The organism is Opitutia bacterium (assembly GCA_016217545.1).
In the GTDB taxonomy this organism is placed as follows: Bacteria; Verrucomicrobiota; Verrucomicrobiia; order Opitutales; family Opitutaceae; genus Didemnitutus.
This window is the reverse complement of record JACRHT010000017.1, coordinates 43,377-67,884: the sequence shown is the minus strand read 5'-3', so window position 1 is coordinate 67,884 and position 24,508 is coordinate 43,377. Positions and strand designations below refer to the sequence as shown.

The window sequence follows — 24,508 nt, the reverse complement described above, 5'->3', positions numbered from 1 at the left end:
TTCAGGCGCTGTCGGCGAGGCGGACGTGCACCGCGGCGCGTTCGAAGTCGCTCGCGGCGAGCAAGGGCGCGGGTTGCATCCGTCCGAGGCGCGCCACCCAGCGATCGGGCACCTGCTCCAAACGTGTGGCGAAATGCGTCGCGGTGTCGTTGTAGTAGGTGCGCGCGAGCGCGACGCGCTGCTCGGTGGCTACGAGCTCGGTTTGAAGCCGCGCGAATTCGGACTGCGTCTTCAGCTCCGGATACTTTTCCACGACCGCGCGCAATGTTGCCGCCAATCCGCCGAATTCTGGTCCGGCCACACCGGGCGCCGTGGCGGTCTGCTGCGCGCGCAGGAGCGCCAGAGCGGACTGCAACGACTGCTCGTGCGTGCGCAGGCCATCGAGCACCCGCACCAGCGCCGGGATCAAATCGTGGCGGCGTTTGAGCTCCACCTCGATCAGCGACCAGCTTTGGCGAACCCTTTCGCGCAATCCGACCAGGCTGTTAAACACGACCCAAACCCAGGTTGCTCCCCACAGCGACAGGAATAGCGCGGCGCCCAGCGCGGCCGGCACCCACGGCGTTGCCGGCATGACATCCGGCGCGAGCAACGCGCCGGCACCTACCGACGCGGCCAGGCCGAAGAGCCACGTGGCCCAGGAGCCGAGCGCGTAGTTGGCGAGCACGCGCTCCTCGCTCCGGCAACTGATGAGAAAGAGCGGCGCGTCACGGTCGTGCGCGATCTCCGCTGCGACGATGTCCGCGCGTTCGCGTGCGCGGCCGACGATGTAGAGACTCGCGTGGAGCGGGATCCCTGATTCGGAGAAGCGACGCACGTGGTCGGAGTCCGAGACCGCTCCGGGCGGTCCTTTCGCATAGTAGAGGGCGTCGCCGCGGGACACGGTCTCCGAAAACAGGGGACAGGTTTCGATTCGCGCGCCGTCGGGGCGGATCAGGACGACGCCCGTGTCGTCCCGCAGGTAAAATGGGATTGTCTCGCCGCCGCTCGCGACGGTCGACCAGCCGCTTTCGTGGCGCGTGCGCGTCTGCGGCTTGCCGTCTTTGTCGGTGTAGTGCTCGACGACGGTCCGCGACCAGCGCTCCTCGACGGTGTAGCCGTAGCGCACACAAGGAGCCTCGGCGAGGAAGCTGCGGAGCGGTTCTTCCGCCTCCGCCGTCCCCTTGAGTTCGACGAGACCGATGAAGACGCCCTGGGTCTTCGTCGTGGGCAAGTCCCGGAGCAGGCGATGCCGCCGCCGCAGATGCAGGCTCCACGCGAGCAGCAGGAGACTGCCGGTAAGGAGCGCGAGGCTGGGGGCGAGCGGGCGGTCCATGGGCGGAGGGACCAAGTCATCGGTTTGGCGGCGCAGTTTGTCGAGAATTAGGCGCTGCTGCGGCGAGGAAAGACCTCCCACTATCGGCCCAGACGAGGGTTGCGCTCTTGTCTTGGCGGCGGCGCGCGGTATCCCGGTTCGCATGATTATCGGTGTCCCCAAAGAAATTAAGATCGGTGAGAAACGTGTTTCGATGACCCCCAGCCTTTGCCGCCGCGTCACCTCGCTCGGCGCGAAGGTCATCATGGAAAAGAACGCGGGCCTGACGGCCGGTTTCACCGACGATGAATACAAGGCCGCTGGCGCGACCTTCGCGACTTCCGCGGCCAAGGTCTGGAAGAGCGCCGACATGATTCTCAAGGTGAAGGAGCCGCTCGAGGCCGAGTTCGACCTCATGCAGCAGGGCCAGACGATCTTCACCTACCTGCATCTCGCCGCCGGCCCGGCGCTGGCGAAGCAGCTCTGCAAAAAGGGCGTTCTCGGCATCGCTTACGAGACCGTCGAGGGCGGCGACGGACAATTCCCGCTGCTCAAGCCGATGTCGCACATCGCCGGCCGTCTCTCGATTCAGGTCGGCGCGTATTTCCTTCAATCGCAGGTCGGCGGCTCGGGCGTGCTGCTCGGCGGCATCCCCGGCACGATGCCCGGCCACGTCGTCGTGGTCGGCGCGGGCAACTCCGGCGCGCACGCCGTCCGCATGGCCGCCGGTATGGGCGCGCGCGTCACGGTGCTCGATCTCGACACGCGCAAGCTCGAGGTCATGGACCAGGAATACCGTGGCAAGGTCGTCACGCTCGTTTCCAACCCCGCCAACGTGGAAGCCGAAGTCGCTTCGGCTGATCTCGTGATCGGCGCGGTGCTCATCCCGGCCGCCAAGGCTCCGATCGTCGTCACCAAGAAGATGGTGAAGAACATGCGCCCCGGCTCGGTGATCGTCGACATCGCGATCGACCAGGGCGGCTGCATCGAGGGCATCAAATACACCTCGCACGAGAAGCCGACCTACCAGGAGTTCGGCGTCAACCACTACGCCGTGCCGAACATGCCGGCGCTCGTCGGCCGCACCTCGACGCTCGGTCTCACGCAAGCCACCGAGCCCTACGTCGCGATGATCGTCCAGAAGGGCGTCGAGCGCGCGCTGAACGAGCACAAGGGCCTCGCCAAGGGCGTGAATACTCGCGGCGGCCGCATCGTTTACGACGAAGTCGCGAAGGCCGTCGGCTTCGATCAAGCCTGAGCGACCCCGCGCACTCTGGCGTGTTGAATCTTCCGCCCGGCGCCTCACCGCGCCGGGCTTTTTGTTTGCCGGGCTTTTGCCGCGCGAGCCATTGTGCGGACGCGGGCCCATTCAAAATGGGCAATCTACGTTCTTGTCTTCGCGGCGTGCTGCTCGGGCTGGCGGCGCTCCTCCTGCCGTCCTCGCTCCCGGCCGCCGAAAGTGGCTTTCCGGGCGAGAAATCGCGTTGGCGGCTCCATCGCTCGTCGCATTTCGAACTCTACACCAACGACAGCGCGTGGCGCGCCGTGGACACGTTGAGCGATCTCGAATTGCTCCGCGCGTTCTTCCTCGAACAGGTTCACCTGCGCGAGCATCGCCCGATCCCCGTGACGGTCTTTCTCTTCGCCGGTGAAAGGGATTTCCAAGCGTGCCTGCCGACGACGGTGAATCGCGCGAATCGCCTGCGCGGGCTGCACCTCGCTCAGGCCGATCGCACGACGATCCTGCTCACACCGCCCGACAACGAAGAGAGCTCGCCGCTGGTCGTGCGGCACGAATTCGTGCACCATCTCTTCCGCGTGGCGGAGGAAAATCCGCCCGTGTGGTTCAACGAAGGAATGGCGGAGGTCTACTCCACCGTCGCGATCGAGCGCGGGAAGCTGATGTTCGGCCGTCCGCCGCTCGGCTGGTTGCGCGCGTTGCAGCAGGAGAAGTTCATGCCGCTCGAGCAACTCGTCGCCACCGGCCGCGACTCCGCACTCTATCGCGGCAACAGCCATACGGGCATCTTCTACGCGCAGTCGTGGTTGCTCGTGCATTTCTGCTATTTCGGCGCGGTCGACATTCCGTTGGAGAACCGGCTCCGCTTTCTCGCGGCCGCCCGGTCGCCGGAGGTGAATGAGAATCCCGCGCTGTTGCGGGAAGCGAGCAAGCAGCTCCTCGGATGGGACCTCGACCGTTTGACCAAAGAGTTGAATTTCTACGCGTCCGCCGGTCGCTACCAAGCGCGCAGCGCGCCGCCGCCGCCGGTGCCGGATGCGAAGACCTTCACGGTGGAGGACATGCCGCCCGCGACGATGCGGTTGCGTCTCGCCGAGGTGCTGGTGCGCACGCGGCAGGACCCGCGCGCGGAGTTCGCGCTGCTCGAAGCGGCCAGCGCGGGCGACGTCCGCGCCAACGAAGTCCTCGGCACGCTCGCGCGCTCGAAAGGCGACACCGTGGCGATGCAGGAGCGGTGGCAGAAGGCCCTCACCGCCGACGCTCCGAATCCCGCCGTGGCGCAGGAATACGTCGAGTATCGCACGCGGCAGCTGTTCGCGCGCTTCGACCCGTATTACCGCATGCCGGCGGAGCTCGGGGAAGAATTGCGCAGCTGCCTGCTGCGCTCCATCGCAGCGACGCCCGAGCAGTCGCGTGCTTACGAGATGCTCGCTTGGGTCGAGGCCAGCGCCGCGGAGCCGATCGTGGCGAACCTGAATACCGTGCAGCGTCGCTTCGCCCAATTGAAGGCCCGGGATCGCACGCTTGTTGCGCTGGCGTGCGCGCGTCATCACCTCGGCAAGGATGCCGAAGCGCTGCAGTTGCTCGATCAACTGCCCGGTTTGGCCCCCGATTCCTGGAGCCGCGAAGCGGCGGAGGTTTTGCGGGCGAAGATGGAAGGCCGGCGGCCGGTGCATGAAAAATCTCCCGCACGTGAGAAGCGGCCTTCATTCGCGCCGACGATTAAGATCAATCCGATGAGCGAGGCGCCGCGATGAGTTCGCCGTTTTTGTTTTCAGACAAACCAGCGGGGCCGTATTCGCGTCCGGACGTTTGCCGCGGCGCGCCAGTGCCGGGACGGCGCAGGGGCGGAGGCTGGCGTCGCTTGGCGCGCACCGTGTGTTTGGCTGTGCTGGTGGGCGTGGCGCCGGCGTGGCTGGTTGCCAAGCCGGAGAAGTGGGTCGCCGTGCAGAGCCCGCTGTTCACCGTCCTGACACCGGCGTCCGAGGCGACCGCGCGGCGGTGGGCCGTGGAGCTGGAGCAGTTTCGCCGGGCGATGCAGCTGGTCGTGGACGTGCCGGAGCAACAGCTGCAACCGGTCACCGTGCTGCTCTTCCCGCGCGACCGGGAATTGCGGCCGTTCAAGCCGCTCGAAAACGGCAAGCCGGAGGAGATCGGAGGTTTTTTCGTGCACGTCGGCGGCACTCACGCGCTCGCGCTTGCCTTGGACTACGACGAGCGGACCACGCGGCAGCTCGTGTTTCACGAAGCTGTGCATTGGTATAGTGCGTCGGCGGAGCAGAATCTCCCGGCGTGGCTGGAGGAGGGCGTGGCGGAGGTCTACTCTACGTTCCGCGCCGAGGGCGACTCGTGTTCCTTCGGTGCGTTGATGCCCGATCACTTGCGGTTGCTGCTTCGCGAAGGGGTCGATGTTGGCCGGCTGGTGATGACGCCCCGCGAGGGCATACGATTCAACGAGGGCAATCGCGCGACGCTGTTCTACGCCCGTTCGTGGTTCATGTCGCACTATCTGCTGTATGGCCGCGGGTCGCCGGGTCGCGATGCGATCGCGCGCTATCTGGATGGATTGGCGCACCGCGCGGATTTGGAAGGGGCTTTTCGTGATGCGTTCGGCGCGGACTACGCGGAGTTCGGTCGCAAGCTGGCCGCGTATCTCAAGCAGGGGCACTACGCGCCGCAGCGTTTCCGGGTGCCCTATGCCGATATAGAATCGAAGTTGACCGTCCGGCCCGCGAGCGTCGCTGAAGTGGAGCGCACGAAAGGCATTCTCCTGCTCGGTTCGCGGCGCGGAGAGACTGGCGCAGCGCTCTCGTTCTTGCAGCGGGAGACCCAACTCGCGCCGACCGATCCTCTCGCCTGGCAGGTGCTGGCTGAAGCTCAGTCCATGGCAAAGAACCACCAGTCGGCCGCGGACTGTTTTGCGCGCGCCATCGCCGCGGGTTCCCGCAGCTATTACGCGCACTACGGCTACGCGGTGGCGAGGATGCAGGCCAGCGAGGTGGTGGAGGACAACTTCAGTCCGGCGCTGGCGCTGGATGTTGCGCGCGCGCTCCGGCAGGCGCTGGCGCTGAATCCCCGTTTCGTCCCCGCTTACCAGGGTCTCGCCGGGGTTGTTTCGGCGCTCGAAGTCTACGACCCCGCCGACCGGCGCTTGCTGGAGAAAGGCGCGCAACTCGCGCCGGACGATGCGGCAATCGATGTGGGACTCGGGGTGGCGGACTTACGGGAAGGAAACGAGCGTCGCGGGCGGCAGCGGCTCGAACTCGCGCTCGTCGATCCACGCGCCACAGCGGACCTGAAGCAGTTCGCGCGGCGTCTCCTGCATGTGCAGGACTGGCAGGAGGTCGAGCGTGAGTTGAATGAGCTTTTCGCGAAATCCAACTACGCGCGCATCGTGTCGCGCATCGACGAAGTGCGAGCGAAGTTTCCCGAGCCGCACCTGCAGTCGCTGTTGGAAGTCAATCGCCGCACAGCGACTGCTGCTGATCGGCTGTCGCGTGCCGTCGAACATGCCAATGCCGGCAGAAAGGCCGACGCCCGCCGGCTCTTGCAAGAGGTCGTTGATTCCGACGCGGAAGCGCGGGACAAGAAGGAAGCCAAACGGCTGCTGGGACTGATAGGCCAGTAGCCAGGGCGGTGGCGAAGGGGCAGCAAAAAGGCCGGCTTGCGGCCGGCCTTGAGGGGAAAGGAGCGGAGAGCGCGGCTCAGGCAGCGACGATCTTCACGCTCTCGACGGCGACGCGGTCGATCGGCGTGCTCTTCTCGCCGCCGTTGGACTTCACGGGAACGTTGGCGAGTTGCTCAAGCACTTCGTCGCCCTTCACCAGCTGGCCGAAAGCGGTGTATTGGCGGTCGAGGAAGCGGGCGTCGCCGTGGCAGATGAAGAACTGCGAGCCGGCGCTGTCGGGGTGCGAGGAGCGGGCCATCGAGATGACGCCGCGCACGTGCGCCTTGGCGTTGAACTCGGCCTTCACCTTCCAGCCGGGGCCGCCGGTGCCGGGCATGCCGGTCTCGCCGGCCTTCGTGTTCGGGCAGCCGCCCTGGATCATGAAGCCCTTGATGATGCGATGGAACGCGGTGCCATCGTAAAAGCCCTCGCGGGCGAGTTTCTTGAAATTCTCGACGGTCTTCGGCGCGACGTCGGGCCAGAAGGCGATGGTCATTTCGCCGTAGCTGGTCTTGATGACGGCGACTTCGTTGGTGGAGGCGGTTTCGCTCATGGAGCTGAAACAAGATTCGGGAGCTGGTGGGGCCGCAAGGTGAAAGCGGCGGCGAGCCGGCTGGAGCCGGCCACCGCCGTGAAGATCCGCCCCTCAGGGGGTCCGATCCTTGTGGTCGAAGAATTTCTGGATGCGGGAGCGCCAGTCGTCGATGTCGACTTCGCGCATGTATTTGAACTCGATCTTGAGAATGTCCGGATCGTGGGACGGATCGTGCAGGCGGTGGTAGATGTCCGTGAAATGCTTCGTCACCTCCGTGCCGACGATGTGGAGGGTGGAGTTGATCACCTCGCCTTCGCCGTAGAAGTGCACGAACACCTCGTCGTCGTCGATGATGACGAGCTCGAAGGAGTTCGACACGCGGGTGAGATACAAGTCGAACGCGCAGCCGCGGAAGGTTTCCAAATACACCTCGATGTCCTTCAACTTGGCCTTGTTGTTCGCGGCAATGATGCGGGTGTATCTCTTGACGGGTTGGATGCCCAGCTGGGCGTCGCCGAGCACGCGCTGCCTGATCGCTTCGCCGTAGTTGTCTTGGTTGCCCTGTATCGCCATCGGGAAGAAGCGGGTGGAACGGATGTTCTCCTTGGCGCGCATGGTAGCGGCGATGAGCGCGGCGAAAGCCTCGCGCTGGCCATCGATGAACAGGTAGGTGCCTTTCTGGGTGGTCTTCACCTGTTGCACGAGTTCCGAGACGTCCTTGGCGAAGCCCTTGCTGATGACTGGCAAATCGCGGATCAGCGAATACAGATTTTCTGTGGCGGTCCGGATATCGGGAGCCTCTGGATTCTGCCGCTCGCGGCTCTTCACCGCTTCCTCGATCTCACGATGGAGCTGAGGCCACGAGAAGCGGAGGATGGCCGCAAGATCACTCTGCGTTTTGGGCGATCCGAGGGCCTTGTTGATGGCCTCGCAGGCGCTCTGGAATCCCTCCTTCGTGAAGCTGCGGGCCTGAAACTGCCGAAGCGGGCTGCAGAGTTCATGCGGCAGTGCATCGAAGAGAATCGGAATGACGCGGCTCTCGTTGGTCATCTTGGAGAGTGCTCCAGCCTCGAAGGCCATCCAGCAATTGTTCAGATTCTCCTGAGTATAGACGAATATGCCAATGTGGCAGTTTTGAAGAATCTCGGCCAGCTCTGGGGACCAGCGTTGGCCGGCGCCGATGTCCTCCGGCGTGAAGTAGACGTCGAGATTGCGGAAGTTCGCGATCAGCCAATCTTTGAGGATTTTGGCGATGTCTCCGCTAGAGCCGCTTGACGACCAGCTGATAAAAACAGTGGGATTCTGACTCATGGGTGGGGTGCTTCAGGAGTATATATGCAGATAAAGCGCCAGACGGCGAGCGTGTAGTGGGGCCGCAGCCAGAGTAGGAAATTGATTCAGCCCGACTGGCTCCTTTGAGGACAGGTGGAGGCGAGGCATGCGAAAGTGCCGCCGGTTGTGCGGTCGATATAGCGGTGCCTTCGGGCCCGACGATTGCCGCGACGCTCTTGGCCGACGAAGGCCGGCCGGCGAGCGTCAGAATTGATTGATGCGAGTTTCGCGGGCGCGGCGGGTTCCAATTCGAATGCACGAGACCCTGTCGGGCTGGGCTGTCGCTGGACGGCGCCAGATTCTTGCCGCCGTGGCGAAGGCAAGAGCGCAAAGCGTCCCGAAGATTTAGCACAAAATGCGCTGTGCCGTCGGTCCGGACGGGGTATCCTGTGGCTCAACCAAGGAGGTGTCATGAAAACCCGCGAACACCGTGAAGACCGGCCGCGTGGCGACCTCACCGAGGAGATCCGCCACGAAGCCTATCTGCTCTGGCAACAGGACGGCTGCCCCGACGGCCGCGAACTCGACCACTGGCTGGCCGCGCAGGAAAGGGTGCGCCATCGCCGCCAAGCGCGGCGTGCGCCGGACGATGCGGGCGAAAGCCCAATCCGTCCGACCGAGCAGCTCGTGACGCCGAATTGAAGTCGGCTGCCCCGGGCGACGATCAGGAGCTGGTCTTCTTCGCCACGTGCCGGTCGAGGAAGGGCAGCAGCTCGCCGAAGACCCGCCGCCACTCGCGCGGGAAGTCGGGACTGTGGTCGCCGAGGAGCTGATCGGGCCCGCGGATCGTCAAACCTTCCAGGAAGATGTGCGGGGTGCCGCCCTTCGCGAGCGCGCGCTGCACACGCTCGGCTTCGTAATACAGGCCCGCTTTCGGGTCGCGCGGGTAGTAGTGGAACGAGGGCACTTTCAGCTCCGAGAGAATGGGAACGGGATTGAGCGTTTCCATGTAGCGGCGCACGCCGGTCTCGCCGCCGAGGCGCGACTTGACCTCATCCTGACTCATCCGACCGTAAACGAAGTCCATGTGGTCCACGTAGTCGAAATGGGCGGGAGCCCAGAAGTTCACGACGGCCGCGAAACGCTGCGGGTGGCGGCGCGCGGCCTGCACCGCGGTAAGGCCGCCCTGCAAATAGCCGAGCACCGCGACCCGCGCAGGGTCGACGATCTGCTTCTGAGCGAGCCAGTCGATCCCGTCGACGAGATCGTCGACGATCTTGCCGCCGAGTTCCTGATTTCCCGCCGCCCAGAATCGCTCGCCGTAGCCGACGGTGCCCCGGGTATCGATATCGACGACCGCGTAGCCGGCGCACGCGAGCGCCTGCTCGCGTGGCGAGTATCCGAAATGGCTGCGCTCCGGACCATCGACGATGAGGACGGTTGGCCACGGTCCCTTGCTGTTGGGTGGCAGGTGAACGCGACCGTGCAAGGTGAGCCCGTCGCGCGAGCTGAATTCGAAATAGCGGTTTTGCGCCAAGCGGGCCGGTTGCGGCTTCGGCGAGACCGTGCCGAATTTCACGAGTTTTCGGACTTTCACGTCGAAGAGGTAGAAATCGCCCGCCACACGGTCGCTCGTGCTGAAAACGATGAGGCGCGATTTGTCCGGGGTGACGCTGACGATTTGGTTCGTGGTGTTGGGCAGCGCAGCGTCGAGAGCATCGGCGACGGCTTGATCGTCCGCGTTCAGGTAGCGGAATTTCGGCCGGTCCGTTTCGAAGGCGACGTATTGCATGCGGGTCCAGTCCTCGCCCCATGCCGACAGGTATTCGGGGTCGATCGTATCGGCCGCACATAGGAGTTCCTTGGCGTCGGTGGCAGGGTCCCATGCGATCAGGCGCACGGTGTCGCCGGAAGCGGAGTCGAAACCCACGAGGCGGCGCTGATCCTCCGCGACCCACACGGGCTGGAAATCGGGCAGGCGACGATCGCCCAGCTCCACGCGTCGCCAGCCCGAGCCTTGCGGGAGGACCATGAACCATTTCTCGTGCAGGCGTCCGAAGCCCGCGACGACGTCCCCCCGGGCGGTGGTCAACCAGCGTTGCACGTAGCCGGAGGGCACGGGCACCTGGGTGGCACGCCCGGTGCGGACGTTGAACTTGAGCAGATCGAGGTCCCAATTCCGGTAGCGGACGAGTAGCACGTTCTCGGGGTCGTCCGGCAACGGATTGGCCAGTCCCGCGTAGCGGAGGTCGCTGGGTTGATCGGTCTTGAGGGTTTTCAGATTGAACGTCTCGAACCCCGCGCGTCCGTCGCGCTCGTCCAGGATCAGCAGCAGATCGGGTGACTTCCACCAGTAGTTGCGGAAGCGGGCGTCGGTGCGCAGGAGCGGTGTGGCTTTGTTGGTGGCGAAATCCACGAGGCTCAAAACCTCCTCCTGCCCGACCAGCATCACGACGCTGTAGGAGCGGCCGTCGGGGGCGAGGCGGGGCAGGCGAAAGCTCGGGGGCGCGAAGAAATACTCGAGCGGCAGCGGAGCGGGTGAATCGGCGGCGAGGCTGGCGTGCGTGCACGCGGCCAGCGCCAGGACAGCGCAGAGCAGGCGTTTCATAGGGGCGAGGGAGCGGCTGGCCCGGGCCGCTCGAATACGGAGAGAGACTTGAAGCGCGCTCGTGAGCGGCAAGGTGAATCTTGCCGCGCTACGGGGCGGCGCGGACGGGCAGCGTCCGTTGCAGGAAATCCAGCATCGCCGAGTAGACGCGGCGGGTCTCCTCGTGCGTGCGTCGGTCGAAGTCGGCCATCGTCTGGTCGACTTTCTCCGGTGGCTTTGGCGTCACGAGGATGACGCACTCCGCGCCGGCCTGCTTCATCGTCTTTTCCACTTTCGCGCCGGAGCGCTCGTTCATGTTGCGCGTGAAATAGTGGAACGACGGCACGCGCACTTTGCCGAGCTGGAGCGAGGGATCGAGTTCCCGCTGATAGCGTTTCAGGCGGAAGTAGTCATTGGCGCGCAGTCGCCCCGCGCTGGTGTCGTGCAGCCCGAACGCGAGGTCGTCCACGTCGAGCGCTCCGTTGTCCATCGGTGTGGCGAGATTGATCCACGCGCCGAACAACTCCTGGTGCCGCACCAGCGTGTGCAACGCGAGCACGCCGCCGTTGCCTTGTCCCACGATGGCCACGCGGCGCGCGTCGACCCAACCCTCCGCAATGGCGTGGTGAACCGCGTCAGCGAGGTCGTCCGCCATCGTGGTGGCGACCTTCATCTCGCCGGCCTTGGCGAAGGCTTGGCCGAAGCCCTCGACGCCGCGGTGATTGACTTCGAGCACGGCGAAGCCGCGGCTGGCCCACAGTTGCATGAAGGGCTGGTAGAACGCCTGCGCCCGCTGGGTGAAGTCATAGCCCGCGCTGACGATCAAACCCGGTTTTCCGGCCGAGGCTTCTGGCAAGATGATCCGCCCGCTGAGCTTTTGCCCGTCGCGCGCCTGGAACGTGAAAAAGCGGGAGCGCGCCAGACGATTGAGCGCCAAGCCCGACCGCGCGCCGCCGAGCGATTGCATCCGTCCACTCTTCCGATCGAGCAGGAAATACAGCTCGGGCACGACGTCGCTGGTGGCCTCGATTAACAGGCGGCTTTCGTCGGCGGAGGTGCTGATGATGTTGTTGACGGTCTGCGGGAGCGATCGGTCGATGGCCGCGGCGAGTTGGGCGTCGCTTTCCGCGAGATAGTGAAAACGCGGCTTGTCGGTCTCGTAGGCGATGGCGCGCACGCGAGTCTCGTCGTCACCCCACACCAAATTGTAGCTCGGATCGACTTCGGGAGAGTGGAAAATCACGTCCTCCGCCCCGGTGATCGGGTCGCGCGCCACCACTCGCGCGGTGTCGGAGGTCGCGTAATCGTAGCCCAGCAGCCGGCGCTGGTCGGCGGCGACGGCCCAAGGGCGAAAGCTCGGCTGACTGCCGCGGCCGAGCGCGATGCGTTTCCAGTCGGCTGTTGGTTTGTCGCGCACGAGCATGAACCACTCGTCCTCCACCTGCCCGAGACCGGCGATCGCTTCGCCGGCCCGGTTCGTGAACCAATGCAGGACCCAGCCGGGATTCTTCTCGATCACCTCGGCCTTGTCACGGACGAGATCGTAGCGGCGGAGGTCGTTTCCCGTCGACGTGGCGCTCGCCACGAGAATGTGCGTTGGATCACCGACGAGCGGATTCACGATGCTCGTGGCGCGGCGATTGAGCTGTCGGAGCTCGGAGGTCGTCTGCGTCGTCAAGTTGAACGCGCGAAAATAGGACTGACCGTTCAGCTCCTCCAGTAACAGCAGGAGCGTATCATCGCCCTTCCACCAAAAATTCAACACCCGGAGATTGCTCAGCGTCGGCCCCAGTCGCGGCTGCATCGTCGCCGTGTCGAGCAGCATCACGACTTCCTTGAAGTCCTGGCGATAGATCAGCGCGATGCTGGCCCCATTGGGCGAGAGCTTTGGATTCCGAAACTCCGGCTCCGCAATGAATGCATCGATGGGCAGTGGGGCGGGGGCGGTGGTGCCAACGGAGACGCACACCAGCGTCGCGCACGCGCCGAGCAGGGCGGTGATCCTTCGTAACATGGGAAATCGAAAACCGTGCGGCCGACCCGAGCCGCGCTGGCGTCAGTTAAAAACCTCGTCCACGCGGTCGCAGAAGTGGTGGATGAGGAAAAGGTGGCATTCCTGCGCCGCGGCGCCGCTCTCGCCGGGGACGATGATCTCGGCCGTCGCGAGTCCCTTCGCCTTGCCGCCGCCGCGGCCGAGCAGCGCGATGGTGTCGAGGCCGAGTTTCTTCGCCGCGTCGAGCGCGAGGAGGATGTTCTTCGAGTTGCCGCTCGAGGTGAGCACGACGACCACGTCGCCGGGTTGCGCGAGGCCCTCGATTTGGCGCGAGAAGATGGCGTCGTAGCCGTAGTCGTTGCCGATGCAGGTCACGAGCGTGCCGTCGGCCGTGAGCGCCACGGCGGGGAGCGAACGGCGGTTCTTGAAATAGCGTCCGACGAGCTCCGTGGTGAGATGCTGGGCCTCGGCCGCGCTGCCGCCGTTGCCACAGGCGATGATCTTCCGGCCCGCTTTGAGCGCCTGCAGGATCAAATCGCCGGCACGGTCGATTTGAGCGCGTTGCGCGGAGAGCCCTTGGAGTGCGGCGATGGTCGCTTGTTGCGAGGCTTCGAAGGAAGACATGCCTCGACGCAAACAGACGCCCGGCTTGCCAGCAAGCCCGCGCGCGCCAACCGTCGGCCCGCGCCATGCGCTTCGCCCACGTCACGCTGCAAAATTTCCGCAACCTGCCGCTCGTCTCGGTGGAGTTGGCGGGGCGGCACACGTTTCTCGTCGGCGCGAACGGGCAGGGGAAAACGAACTTTCTCGAAGCGCTGGGTTACGTGACGGCGCTGCGGTCGTTTCGCGGTGCAGAGCCGCGCGCGCTCGTTGCGCTGGAGCAGAAGCAGGCCGGGCTCGGCTTCACGATCGAGCACGAGCAGTTCGGCGAGTCGAAGCTGGCGATCACGTTCGGCGCGGACGGGCGCACGGTGGAGTGGGAGCAGGGCAAGGTGACGCGCCTCGCGGACTTCATCGGCAAGTTTCCGAGCGTCGTTTTCTCGTCGCAGGACAACCAGTTGTTGCGCGGCTCGCCGTCGTTGCGGCGCCGCTGGCTCGATCTGACGCTCGCGGCGATGGACGGCGCCTACCTCGCGGCGCTGCAGGGCTACACGCGTGCCGTGGCAGAGCGGAACATCCTCTTGAAACACGGCGGGCGCGACGCGGCGCAGCTGACGGCGTTCGAGCACGAGGCGGCGAAGCACGCCGTGAAGCTCGTCGCGGCGCGCGCGAGCGGCGTCGAGGAGTTGAGCGAGTTGTTTCGATTGGCGCACGCGCGGCTGGTGCCCGAGGGCGAACAGGCGGGATTGATCTACGCGCCCGACACCGCGGCGACCACGGCGGAGGAATTCGCGGCACAGCTCGCGAAGGCGCGTCCGCGCGACACGCTGCTGAAATCCACCGAACGCGGGCCGCATCGCGACGATTTGGATTTCCTGCTGCAAGGGCGTCCGGCGAAGAATTTCGCCTCCGAGGGCCAGCAACGGTGCCTCGTGATCGCGCTGCGGTTGGCGCAGGCGACGTATTTCAAGCGGCACAGCGCGATCGAGCCGGTGCTGCTGTGCGACGACGTGCTCGGCGAACTCGATCCGGAGCGGCGGCGGAAATTTTGGGCGTCGCTCGACGGTCAGCCGCAGGTCGTGGCGACGGGCACTGCTCTGCCCGAGGCGGAAGCGGGCACGTGGCAGGTGTTGCGCGTGGCGGGCGGACGCGTCGAGGAAGGCGGCGCGGCGTGAGCTTCGAGGCGTGGCAATGGCTGCTGCTCGCCGTCGGTGCGTTCACGGCGGGGTTTTCCAAGACGGGAATCCCGGGGTTGGGCATCCTGTTTGTCGCGATTTTCTCGAATCTGATGCCAGCGCGGCAGGCGACCGGCGTGGTGTTGCCGTTGCTGATCGTCGGCGACGTGTTCGCGGTGGTGAGCTACCGGGCGCATGCGCAGTGGAAACATCTGTGGCGCCTGCTCGCGCCGACGATCGTGGGCGTCGTGATCGGTTGGGCGGCCTTGCGCGTCGCGGACGATCGGCAGACGACGCGGCTCGTGGGCGCGTTGCTCGCGATCATGCTCGCGGTGCACCTGCTGCGGAAGGCGCGGCCGGAGAGCGCGGAGGCGGCGAGTCACGCGCCGCTGTGGCTGGGCGTGCTGGCGGGCGTGTTTGCGGGATTCGCGACGCAGGTGGCCAATGCGGCCGGGCCGGTGATGATGCTTTACCTGCTCGCGATGCGGTTGCCGAAGCTGGAATTCCTCGGCACGAGCGCGGTGTTTTTCATGGCGGTGAATCTCTTCAAGGTGCCGTTCATGGCGCAGCTCGGGCTGATCAATGCGCAGAGTCTCGTGCTGAATCTCTGGCTCGCGCCGGCCGTGATCGCGGGCGCGCTCATCGGGCGCGTGGTGGCGGGCAAGGTGAACCAGCGGGCGTTCGAGGTGGCGGCACTGGGACTGACTGCGCTGGCGACGGTCAAGCTGTTGTTCTTTTGAGTTGGAGTGCGGCGGTGCCCGCGCCACATCTCAGAAGCGATGGCCCGGATGAACGCGCGACAACTCTGGAAGGCGAAGCTCGAGGGCACGCTCGCGCCCAAGGAATGGCCGACGGCGCCGACGTTGTCGCGAGCGCCGTTTGCGGGCCGCGTGTTGGGCATCGATCCGTCGCTGCGGGGCACGGGTCTGGCGTTGATCGAGTTCGCTTCGGGACGACAGCCGGTGTTGCTGCGCTGCGAGACGGTGCGTGTGCCGGCGAAGCATCCGATGGCGTTTTGCCTCGGCGAAATCCATCGCGCGGTGACGCGGTTCCTCGGGGATTTCTCGCCGCGACACGTCGCGCTCGAGCAGACGATCTACGTGCAGAATTTCCAGACGGCGCAGATCCTCGGCGCGGCGCGCGGCGCGGCGATCGCTGCGGCGGCGTTGCGGGAGATCGAGACGTTCGAGTATCCGCCGTTGCGCGTGAAGCAGGCGGTGGTCGGCGCGGGGCGCGCGAGCAAGGAACAGATGGCGCGCACGGTGATGTCGCTGCTGGGGCACGGTCGGCCGCTGGCGTTCGACGAGGCCGACGCGGTGGGCGTGGCGCTGTGCCACGCATTCACGTGGCGCGAGTGAAGGCGGAAACGGAGTTTGGGTGGCGAAGGCGTTGCCGCAAAACTCCGTAATACGAAGTTTTTGCTAGTCGCTGCCCGGCTGCGCGAGCGGGGCGGAAGTCCGGAATACGGAGTTTGGCTGCATCGCGGGCGGGGACGCGTGGATTTTGGCGAAGGTTGATCGGCATGCGTTGGCCGCTTGCACGGACGGCGGTAATTGCGCAGCGTGATGGCATGAACGAAACGAGTGCGCCGTTTTCGGAGCGTGCGTTTCACTTCCGGCCTCGATTGCTGGAGGTCTGGGGAAACTATTCCCGCGAGAAATTCATCGGCGATCTCGGCGCGGGTCTGACCGTGGGCATCGTTGCGCTGTCGCTCTGCATCGGCCTCGGCATCTCCTCGGGCGTGACACCGGCGGCGGGGCTCTACACGGGCATCGTGGGCGGTTTCATCGTGTCGATACTCGGCGGATCGCGCGTGCAGATCGGCGGTCCGGCGGGTGCGTTCGTGGGCTTGGTGGCGTTGATCGCGGCGGAGCACGGCCTCCCGAGTCTGCTCCTCTGCACGATGATGGCTGGCGCGATCCTATTCGCGATGGGCGCGCTCAAGCTCGGCAACTTGATCAAGTTCATCCCGCATCCGGTGACGACGGGCTTCACGTGCGGCATCGCGATCACGATTCTCATGACGCAGGTGCGCGCGTTTCTCGGGCTGCAGCTTGCGGACGAGCCGGCGGAATTCCTGCCAAAGCTCGGCGCGCTGACGGCGGCGCTGGAAACGGTGCAGTGGCCGGCGGTCGTCATGGGCTTCGGCTCGCTGGCGATCCTGCTCTACTGGCCGAAGGCCTGGAGTCGCGTGCCGGGATCCATCGTCGCGGTGGTGCTCGGCACGATCGCGGTCGCGGTGTTCCACGTGCCGGTCGAGACGATCGGCAGCAAGTTCGGCGGCATACCGCGCGGCTTGCCGACGTTCGCGGTGCCCCCTTTCGATCTGGCGCACCTGAGCGCACTCATCCGCCCGGCGTTCACCATCGCGATGCTCGGAGCGATCGAGTCGCTGCTGTCGGCGGTGGTGGCGGACGGCTTGGTCGACGATCGGCACGACTCGAACCAGGAGCTGATGGCGCAGGGGGCGGCGAATTTCGTGAGCCCGCTCTTCGGCGGCATTCCGGTCACGGGCGTCATCGCACGCACGGCGACCAACATCCGCGGCGGCGCGCAAACGCCTGTGGCGGGCATCGTGCACGCGATTTTCCTCCTGGCGGTGCTGCTCGTGGCGGCGCCGCTGGCGAAAGACGTGCCGCTGGCGGTGCTGGCGGCGGTGCTGGTGGTCGTGGCGGTCCGCATGGGCGAATGGGAGGAATTTGCGTTGCTGCACAAAAAGCCGCGTGGCGACTCGGCGGTGTTCCTCGCCACATTTTCGCTGACCGTGCTGTTCGATCTCACCGTGGCGGTCGAGGTCGGCATGGTGCTGGCGGCGTTTGCGTTCATCAAGCGCGTGGCCGACACCACGCAGGTGCACGCGATGACCGGCGAGCAGGTGGCCCAAGGTGGGCAGGGGCACGAGCCGGTGAAAAACGTGCCGCGCGGCGTGATCATTTACCGCGTGTTCGGGGCGCTGCTGTTCGGTTCGGCGGAGAAGCTCGATCGCATCATCCGCCGGTCGGGCGGTGAGACCAAGGTGGTTATCCTGCACATGGCCGCGGTGACGGCGATGGATGCGACGGCGCTGAATCGCATCGAGAGCATGCACGCAAAGATGAAGCGGCATCGGGAACACCTGATCCTGAGCGCGCCGCACACGCAGCCTTACTTCATGTTGGAGAAAGCGGGATTTTTCGACGAACTCGGCCGCGACAACGTGTGCGCCGATTTGGAGAGCGCGGTGGCGCGCGCGCGGGAGTTGCTCGGCAAGAAGTGAGAGCGAAGGAGCCGCCGCTTGCTCAGGCGGCGCGGTCGGTGCGTTCCGTGGGCGCGGGCGCGGACGGGAGCAAACGCAGGCGGCGGCGGACAGGTTTCTCGAATTGCTTGAAAAGCGTGTAGCCGATGCCGCCGATGCCGGTGAGCGCGGCAGGAACGAGCAGGGTGTCGTAGCCGAACCGCGCGAAGCCGAGGGCGCCGAGAATGCCGCCGCTGAAGAAACCGGTCAGGAGCGCGCCGTAGAGGCCGATGCGACGCCAATCGACCTTCTCGTTGCGCGCGAGCAGTCCGAGCGCGATGCCGAGGTCGGTGACGATGCCCGTCATATGCGTCGTGCGGATGACCGCGCCGCTGTAGCTCGTGGCCATCGCGTTTTGCAGTCCGCAGGCCATGGCCGCGAGATAGTCGCCGGTGATTGCGCTGTGGCGCAGGAAATACGTCGCCCCGAGCAGGAGAGCCGCTTCGACGGCGAGCGCGACGCCGTAGCGCCGGCCGGCTTTGAGGGTGCTTTGCCGGATGATGAGTCCGCTGAGGACGCAGCCGGCGAAGAAGCAACCGAGCGTCGATGCCACGTGCGCGAGCGCGGCGCGATCGTTGCCCACGAGGCCGATGCCGAGGTTCGAGACCGTGCCGGACATGTGCGAAATGGCCTGATGGTGCGCCCCGAGGAAACCGACGGCGTTCACGCAGCCGGCGACGCACGCGAGGAGAAATCCCCCGGCGAGAATCCAGCGCGGTATCGGTTTCGTGAGCATGAAGCCGTGCGTCAAAGCACGTCGCGGGCCGGAGGGGAAATCAAATCTGTGTCGTGTGCGACGGCCCGCGCCCGCGTCGCTTCGCGCCGAGACCGGCCGCAGGAACGCGAGTTGGCGCAACAGATGCGCTTTGCCGTGACGCTGAATGCGTTGGGAAGGCGCCGCGCGCCGTTGTCGATCGCGGAGAGTGTCTGCGCTTCCGCTGGACGCGGCGGTCGGTGGGCGCGTTTGCGGTGGCTTCGCTGTGTCCTAAAACGCGAGCTGTTCGCCGGGTTTCAGGGCGCGGGTATGGTGGTTGGCGCGAGCGGCGCGGAGGGCGAAGGCTTCGCCGTCCTGCGCGATCTTGGGCCAGGTGTTGTAGTGCATTGGCACGGCGAGTTTCGGGCGCAGGTAGTCGAGGGAGAGGAGCGCGTCATCGGGACCCATGGTGTAACTGTCGCCGATCGGGATCATCGCCAGATCGAGTCCGACGCGGCCGATGAGCGCCATGTCGGAGAAGAGCGCGGTGTCGCCGGCGTGGTAGATGTGCTTGCCGTCGGCGGAGACGAGCACGCCGCAGGCGACGCCGCCGTAGGGCGGGTTGGGCTCGAGTTCGATGCTCGACGTGTGGAAGGCGAGGGTGAGCTTCACGCGGCCGAACGGGAAATCGTAGCCGCCGCCGGGGTTGAGGTCGTGCGTCTTCGCGCCTCTTTTGGCCAGGTATTCCGCGATCTCGTAGTTGGCGATGATCGTGGCGCCGGTGCGTTGGGCGATGGCGAGCGCGTCGGCGCAGTGATCGGAATGGCCGTGAGACACGACGAGGTAGTCGCACGCGATGTCCTTGGCCTTGACCGGGCTGGCGGGGTTGTCGTCGAAGAACGGGTCGAAAACGATGCGGGCCTGGGCGGTTTCGAGGAGAAAAGCGGAGTGGCCGAAGTAGGTGAGACGCATGGTCGGATGACGGAAGACTGAGGACGGATGATCGGAATGACGCCGAGAGCGGGCACGCCGTTAGGTGCGCGGGATTTTGAACGCGTTGCGGCCAACGCGTTCCACCGTCACTCGGCCACGGGGCGGGAAATCTGGTCGAGCTCGGCCATGACTTGCGGAGACATTTTCTCGAGCGTCGCGAGGGCGCCGAAGTTTTCGCGCAGTTGTTCCGGGCGGGAGGCGCCGAGGATCACGGTGGAGACGTTCGGATTCTTCAGGCACCACGCGATGGCGAGCTGCGGCAGGGGCGTGCCGATGCGTTGCGCGATGGCGGCGAATTTTTTCACGGCTTCGATTTTTCGCTCGGAGCCAAAACCGGTGAGGCGCTTGCGGAGCCACTCGAGGCTTTCCATGTGCAGGCGGGAGTCGGAGGGGACGCCTTCGTTGTATTTGCCGGTGAGCAGGCCGCTGGCGAGCGGCGACCACGTGGTGGTGCCGTAGCCGTGGGCCTTGCAGAGGGGCGTGAGCTCCTTCTCGAAGCGGGAACGGTGGAAGAGGTTGTATTGCGGTTGTTCGACGACGGGGGCGTGGAATCCGTATTTCTCGCAGATTTCAAAGGTCTCGGTGATCTGCTCGGCGCTCCATTCACTGGTGCCCCAATAGAGAACTTTGCCCTGGGTGATGAGGTCGTGCATCGCGCGCACGGTCTCCATCAGCGGCGTCTCGGGGTCCGGGCGGTGGCAATACAGGACGTCGACGTGGTCGTGCTGGAGGCGGCGGAGCGAGGCTTCGCAGCCTTCGATGAGGTGTTTGCGCGAGAGGCCCATCTCGTTCGGGCCGTCGTGTTCGGCGCCGAAGTAGATTTTGGTGGAAAGGACGTAGCTGCCGCGGCGCCAGCCGGATTTTTTCAGGATGTCGCCCATGACGATCTCGGCCTGTCCGTCGGCGTAGCCCTCGGCGTTGTCGAAGAAGTTCACGCCGGCGTCGTAGGCCGTGTGCATGAGATCGCGCGCGGTATCGCTGCTGATCTGGTTGCCGAAGGTGACCCACGCGCCGAAGGAGAGCGCGGAGACTTTGAGGCCGGTCGTCCCGACCCGGCGATAAGGCATCGTCATGCCGGCGGAGTGTGTGGACGCGGCGCGATTTGTCTAACGCGGTTTCTCGGCCGCGCCGGGCCGCTGCCGTTCTCCGCTACGCGAGAAATTCCCGGGCGGCGGCGAGGTCGGCCGCGATCAAGCCATGGCTGGCGACGTGGGTGCGGAGCGTGACGTCCGCTCCGGCGCGGCGGAAAATTTCGGCGAGGCGGGCGGGGTGATCGGGCGGCACGATCGGATCGAGTTCACCCGAGGAGATGAGGATGCGTTTGCCGGCGAGCGTGGGGAGGGCGGCGGGAGCGGGTTCGAGCACGACCATCGGACGCAGGAGCACGGCGGCGGCGAGCGACTCGGGGCGAAGCAGGAGCAGCGACGCGGCGATGTTGGCGCCGTTGGAGAAGCCGAGCGCGGTGAGGCGGGTGGCGTCGAAGCCGTAGTGCTTCGCGGCCGCATTGATAAAATCGGCGAGGGCGTGAGTGCGGCGCTCGACGTCGCCGAGGTCGAAGACGCCTTCGGCGAAACGCTTGAAGAAGCGCGGCGCGCCGCGCTCGAGCACATCGCCGCGAGGGCTGAGCAACGCCGCGCCGGGCGCTAGCTGACGGCCGAGCGGGAGCAAGTCGCGTTCGTCACCGCCCGTGCCGTGGAGCAGCAGCAGCGGCGCGGCGGTGGGATCGCGGGAGGGTTCGAAGACGTGTTGGTAGGAGAGCGTGGGCATGGAGAGGCGGATGACAGAGGACCGAAGATCGAGGACGGATCGGGAAGGTAGGGGCCGTTGCCCCCAACGGCCCTTTAAGCTGCGCGGCGGGCGGGAAGGGCGATTGGGGCAACCGCCCCTACCGGGTTAGTTGAGCTTCGGGAGCGCGGCTTCGATTTCGGCGCGGTGCGGCTCGAGGCGCGGTGGGAGGGAGAGTTTGGTGCCGAGCGTCTCCACCGATTCGTCGATGGCGAAGCCGGGCTGGTCGGTGGCGATCTCGAAGAGCACGCCGGCGGGCTCGCGGTAGTAGATCGACTTGAAGTAGGCGCGATCGATCACCGGGCTGACGTGCGCACCGGCATCGACCAGCTGTTCGTGAGCGGCGAGGTGTTGGGTGTCGTCGGCGACGCGGAAGGCGATGTGATGCACGGTGCCGGCGCCGTTGAGGCCGCGCGGGAGCGTGGGATCGGTGAAGAGATCCACGTAGGTGCCCGGGCCGCCGGTCGCGACGGTGTAGCGCGCGCGATGCGGCTCCTCCCCGTGCAGGCGGTAGCCCATGAGCTTGAGCATCGCGGCGGTGGGCTGCGCATTGGTCAGCGCCAGCGTGCTGCTGTGGAAGCCGCGGATGCCGTGCTCGGCCGGAACGTCGTTCGATGGCGCGGGGAGGCGCGAGTCGGCCTCGGCGGTGGCGATCAACTCGAGGCGCATGCCGTCAGGGTCGGCGAAGGCGAGGACTTGGTCGCCCAGACGCGGCGCGATCGGTTCCGCGGTGACTTTGAGATCGGCGAGGCGCTTCTGCCAGTAGGCGAGGGAGCCGGCGGGGACGGAGAAGGCCGTCGCGTAGGCTTGGCCGGTGCCGGGGCGGCCGCGGCGGAGACCTTGCCACGGGAAGAACGTCAGGGCGGTGCCGGGCGAGCCGACGTTGTCGCCGTAGTAGAGGTGGTAGGTGCCGGGATCGTCCTGGTTGACCGACTTCTTGACGAAGCGGAGGCCGAGAACGCGGGTGTAGAAGTCCAGATTGGTCTTCGGGTCGGCGGCGATGGCGGTGATGTGGTGGAGTCCGAGGAGTTGCATTGTGGTTTGATGTTAAAGTAATCGGGAAAAATAAAAATCAGCCCGGCGGCAGGCCGATCTTTTTGCAGAGGCGGCCGAGGTCGAGCAGCTCGGTGGAGGAGAGGCGGTTCATTTCACGCGAGACGTTGCCCACGACCTTGGGGAAGAGTTCAGCGATGAACTTCTGGCCCTTGTCGGTAAGCTTCACGACCACGAAGCGGCGGTCGGCGGGATCGCGTTCGCGGGCGACGAGGCCGGCCTTTTCGAGATTGTCGACGACGAGAGTGAGATTGCCGCCGGAGCGCAGGAGTTTTTCGGCGAGTTCTCCCTGGCAAAGTGGGCCGATGTGGTAAATCGACTCGAGGACGCCGAATTGGGTGACTGTGAGGCCCTCGGGGAGGACGGCGTGGACGCGGGAGGAGACGGACTCGGCCGCACGCTGTAGCTTGATGAAGGCGTTCAGCGCGTTGATCTCTTCAATTGTGCCGCGGTGGCGTGTTCCCATGGCACGAGATGCTGCGGATTAATGATTCGATGTCAAATCAAAAATACCAAAGTTCGCAGGTGCTTGATTAACAGAGGCTATCCGACTGGCGTCCCGCCGAGGCGGAGCGCGTTAGGCGTCGATTTTCGCAATGCGGGCGAGGTGGCGGCCGCCTTCGAACGCGGTTTCGAGCCACACCCGGACGATTTTGAGCGCTTCCTCGTCGGTGATGGTGCGTTGGCCGAGGGAGAGAACGTTGCCGTCGTTGTGGGAGCGATTCCAGACGGCGACCTGTTCGTTCCAGCAGAGGCCGCAGCGGATGCCTTTGACGCGGTTGGCGGTGATCGCCTCGCCGTTGCCGGAGCCGCCGAGCACGATGCCGCGTTCGAACTCGCCGCGAGCGACCGCTTCGGCGACCGGGCGGATGAAATCCGGGTAGTCGCAGGGAGCGTCGGAGTTGGTGCCGAAGTCGCGGACGACGTGTCCGTCGGCGAGCAGCATGGCCTTGATCTTCTCCTTGTAGGCGAAGCCGGCGTGGTCGGAGCCGATGGCGATGGAAAATTTCTTCATGGGGGCGAACGCGGGAGATTTGCGGCGGTCGTTATTCCGGGCACCTTCAACGCCAGCAAACAAAAACACCCCCATGAACGCACGTCTTCTGTTTGTCCTCACCGCCGTTCTGATTTTGGCCGGATGTTCGAGCACGCCCAATCAGCGGATCGCGCAAAACGAGGCGGCGTTCGCGCAGTTTCCGCCGGACGTGCAGCAGAATCTCCGCGCGGGGCGCGTCGACGTGGGTTACACCGAGTCGATGGTGCTCATCGCACTGGGCGAGCCTGCGCATCGGTTCGAGCGGGTCGATACGACCGGTCGGTCTGACGTGTGGGTATACGTGCGGAGCGCGCCGCGTTTCAGCTTTGGATTCGGCATCGGCAGCTACGGCCGGCACTCGGCAACCAGCGTCGGCGTGAGCACGAGCACGGGCGCTTACTACGACGACGAGGCGCTGCGCGTGGAACTCCAGCAGGGGCGCGTCACGCGGATCGAGTTTCGGAAGGGGTGAGCGCGCCAGACGGGGCGCAATAACCACAGCACTTCGTCGCGTTCGCGGCGGAAGGGGTAGGGCGGGACCGCTGGGCCCGCCGGAAGTGACGCCGCGTTCTCGGCGGGCCCAGCGGTCCCGCCCTACCTTCACGTGTCGAGCACGCGGAGAAGAGCCGCGGTGTCGGCGAAATCGGCGAACACGGCTGTCGGCGCGTGCGCGGCGAGTTCCGCCACGGAAAACATGCCGGTCGCCACGCCGATGGTGCGGGCGCCGATGGCTTTGCCGCACTCGATGTCGTGCGGCGTGTCGCCGATAACGAAGGTGCGTTCGGGCGCGAAATCGATCGCGTGGCGCTCCTTGGCGCGGCGCAGCGCATGCGGGCCGAGGTCGTTGCGGAGCGGGCTGTCGTCGCCGAACGCGCCGAAGGGGAAGTAGTGCCACACGCGGTAGTGCTCGAGCTTGATGCGGGCGCCGCGCTCGACGTTGCCGGTGAGGAGCGCCTGCACGACGTCGTCGCGGTGGTGGAGCGTTTCGAGAAGTTCGGCGATACCGGGCAGGATGCGGCCGGAGCGCGTGGCGATTTCGCCGGCGAGGAGTTGCAGGTAGCCTTCGAGGATGGCGTGGATGTTCTCCGCGGTGGGCGGCATGCCGTGCTCTTCGAGCATGCGACGGATGATCCAGCGGTCGGTGCGGCCGGCGACCTCGACTTTGGTCATGTCCGGTTCGCGACCGTGCAATTGCGTGAAGGCGCGCACGAGCGCGATGATGCCCGCGCGGTTGGTGCGGATGATCGTGCCGTCGATGTCCCAGAGGATGAGTTTTTTCACCGGTCCGGGCAGCCAACCGAAGTGCCGGC

General features: G+C 65.8%; 23 protein-coding genes. 9 read left to right on the top strand and 14 right to left on the bottom strand.

The window, feature by feature from the left end; translation table 11 throughout:
* Position 1 precedes the first annotated feature (1 nt).
* The gene (locus tag HZA32_16195; GenBank protein ID MBI5425620.1) at positions 2-1,315 is read right to left on the bottom strand and encodes a LemA family protein; all 1,314 of its coding nucleotides are present in this window, start codon (positions 1,313-1,315) and stop codon (positions 2-4) included.
* A 142-nt stretch (positions 1,316-1,457) separates the two neighbouring features.
* Between HZA32_16195 and ald the strand changes: the two genes are divergently transcribed.
* The 3 genes from ald to HZA32_16180 all read left to right on the top strand — a co-directional run bounded on the left by ald (position 1,458) and on the right by HZA32_16180 (position 6,162).
* Positions 1,458-2,552: an alanine dehydrogenase gene (gene ald / locus HZA32_16190; protein ID MBI5425619.1), complete on the top strand. Its 1,095-nt coding sequence runs from the start codon at positions 1,458-1,460 to the stop codon at positions 2,550-2,552.
* A 146-nt stretch (positions 2,553-2,698) separates the two neighbouring features.
* Positions 2,699-4,291 carry a hypothetical protein gene (locus HZA32_16185; protein MBI5425618.1) on the top strand — a complete coding sequence of 531 codons (1,593 nt, stop codon included), beginning with the start codon at positions 2,699-2,701 and terminating at the stop codon, positions 4,289-4,291.
* Between the two features lie 107 nt (positions 4,292-4,398).
* Positions 4,399-6,162, top strand: coding sequence for a hypothetical protein (locus HZA32_16180; GenBank protein ID MBI5425617.1), 1,764 nt, complete (start codon positions 4,399-4,401; stop codon positions 6,160-6,162).
* Positions 6,163-6,238: 76 nt separating this feature from the next.
* Here HZA32_16180 and HZA32_16175 read toward each other — a convergent pair whose 3' ends face one another.
* Both HZA32_16175 and HZA32_16170 read right to left on the bottom strand, forming a co-directional pair.
* A complete protein-coding gene (locus tag HZA32_16175) occupies positions 6,239-6,754 on the bottom strand; it encodes a peptidylprolyl isomerase (protein MBI5425616.1) in 516 nt (171 codons plus the stop codon).
* 93 nt (positions 6,755-6,847) lie between these two features.
* Positions 6,848-8,047, bottom strand: coding sequence for a toll/interleukin-1 receptor domain-containing protein (locus HZA32_16170; protein MBI5425615.1), 1,200 nt, complete (start codon positions 8,045-8,047; stop codon positions 6,848-6,850).
* A gap of 432 nt (positions 8,048-8,479) precedes the next feature.
* On the opposite strand from HZA32_16170, the gene HZA32_16165 reads away from it, so the two are divergent.
* On the top strand, positions 8,480-8,710 hold the full coding sequence (locus tag HZA32_16165; GenBank protein MBI5425614.1) for a DUF2934 domain-containing protein: 231 nt from the start codon (positions 8,480-8,482) through the stop codon (positions 8,708-8,710).
* A 22-nt stretch (positions 8,711-8,732) separates the two neighbouring features.
* Here the strand turns inward: HZA32_16165 and HZA32_16160 are convergent, their stop codons facing one another.
* From HZA32_16160 to HZA32_16150, 3 genes are all read right to left on the bottom strand, one after another.
* Positions 8,733-10,616 (bottom strand): prolyl oligopeptidase family serine peptidase, encoded by a 1,884-nt coding sequence (locus HZA32_16160; protein ID MBI5425613.1) that lies wholly within the window; start codon positions 10,614-10,616, stop codon positions 8,733-8,735.
* Positions 10,617-10,704: 88 nt separating this feature from the next.
* Positions 10,705-12,609 (bottom strand): prolyl oligopeptidase family serine peptidase, encoded by a 1,905-nt coding sequence (locus HZA32_16155; protein ID MBI5425612.1) that lies wholly within the window; start codon positions 12,607-12,609, stop codon positions 10,705-10,707.
* 42 nt (positions 12,610-12,651) lie between these two features.
* Positions 12,652-13,212, bottom strand: coding sequence for an SIS domain-containing protein (locus HZA32_16150; protein ID MBI5425611.1), 561 nt, complete (start codon positions 13,210-13,212; stop codon positions 12,652-12,654).
* Between the two features lie 65 nt (positions 13,213-13,277).
* On the opposite strand from HZA32_16150, the gene recF reads away from it, so the two are divergent.
* The 4 genes from recF to HZA32_16130 all read left to right on the top strand — a co-directional run bounded on the left by recF (position 13,278) and on the right by HZA32_16130 (position 17,619).
* The gene (recF, locus tag HZA32_16145; GenBank protein MBI5425610.1) at positions 13,278-14,363 is read left to right on the top strand and encodes a DNA replication and repair protein RecF; all 1,086 of its coding nucleotides are present in this window, start codon (positions 13,278-13,280) and stop codon (positions 14,361-14,363) included.
* Entirely contained in the window at positions 14,360-15,103 is a 744-nt protein-coding gene (locus HZA32_16140) for a sulfite exporter TauE/SafE family protein (protein MBI5425609.1), read from the top strand. The genes recF and HZA32_16140 overlap by 4 nt, the downstream gene beginning before the upstream one ends.
* Positions 15,104-15,142: 39 nt before the next feature.
* On the top strand, positions 15,143-15,721 hold the full coding sequence (locus HZA32_16135; protein MBI5425608.1) for a crossover junction endodeoxyribonuclease RuvC: 579 nt from the start codon (positions 15,143-15,145) through the stop codon (positions 15,719-15,721).
* A gap of 212 nt (positions 15,722-15,933) precedes the next feature.
* Positions 15,934-17,619, top strand: a complete 1,686-nt coding sequence (locus HZA32_16130; GenBank protein ID MBI5425607.1) for an STAS domain-containing protein — start codon at positions 15,934-15,936, stop codon at positions 17,617-17,619.
* Positions 17,620-17,641: 22 nt separating this feature from the next.
* Here the strand turns inward: HZA32_16130 and HZA32_16125 are convergent, their stop codons facing one another.
* The 7 genes from HZA32_16125 to rpiB form a co-directional block, all read right to left on the bottom strand.
* Entirely contained in the window at positions 17,642-18,373 is a 732-nt protein-coding gene (locus tag HZA32_16125; protein ID MBI5425606.1) for a DUF1275 domain-containing protein, read from the bottom strand.
* A gap of 249 nt (positions 18,374-18,622) precedes the next feature.
* Positions 18,623-19,303 (bottom strand): metal-dependent hydrolase, encoded by a 681-nt coding sequence (locus HZA32_16120; protein MBI5425605.1) that lies wholly within the window; start codon positions 19,301-19,303, stop codon positions 18,623-18,625.
* 107 nt (positions 19,304-19,410) lie between these two features.
* On the bottom strand, positions 19,411-20,391 hold the full coding sequence (locus HZA32_16115) for an aldo/keto reductase (protein ID MBI5425604.1): 981 nt from the start codon (positions 20,389-20,391) through the stop codon (positions 19,411-19,413).
* Positions 20,392-20,473: 82 nt separating this feature from the next.
* Complete coding sequence (locus tag HZA32_16110) at positions 20,474-21,091, bottom strand: alpha/beta hydrolase (protein ID MBI5425603.1); 618 nt, start codon at positions 21,089-21,091, stop codon at positions 20,474-20,476.
* A gap of 126 nt (positions 21,092-21,217) precedes the next feature.
* The gene (locus tag HZA32_16105) at positions 21,218-22,144 is read right to left on the bottom strand and encodes a ring-cleaving dioxygenase (protein MBI5425602.1); all 927 of its coding nucleotides are present in this window, start codon (positions 22,142-22,144) and stop codon (positions 21,218-21,220) included.
* Positions 22,145-22,181: 37 nt separating this feature from the next.
* Positions 22,182-22,628 (bottom strand): MarR family transcriptional regulator, encoded by a 447-nt coding sequence (locus HZA32_16100; protein MBI5425601.1) that lies wholly within the window; start codon positions 22,626-22,628, stop codon positions 22,182-22,184.
* 111 nt (positions 22,629-22,739) lie between these two features.
* Positions 22,740-23,177: a ribose 5-phosphate isomerase B gene (gene rpiB, locus HZA32_16095; protein ID MBI5425600.1), complete on the bottom strand. Its 438-nt coding sequence runs from the start codon at positions 23,175-23,177 to the stop codon at positions 22,740-22,742.
* A gap of 73 nt (positions 23,178-23,250) precedes the next feature.
* Between rpiB and HZA32_16090 the strand changes: the two genes are divergently transcribed.
* A complete protein-coding gene (locus HZA32_16090) occupies positions 23,251-23,670 on the top strand; it encodes a hypothetical protein (GenBank protein ID MBI5425599.1) in 420 nt (139 codons plus the stop codon).
* Between the two features lie 128 nt (positions 23,671-23,798).
* Here HZA32_16090 and HZA32_16085 read toward each other — a convergent pair whose 3' ends face one another.
* Positions 23,799-24,479 carry a haloacid dehalogenase-like hydrolase gene (locus tag HZA32_16085; protein ID MBI5425598.1) on the bottom strand — a complete coding sequence of 227 codons (681 nt, stop codon included), beginning with the start codon at positions 24,477-24,479 and terminating at the stop codon, positions 23,799-23,801.
* Between the last annotated feature and the right edge of the window lie 29 nt (positions 24,480-24,508).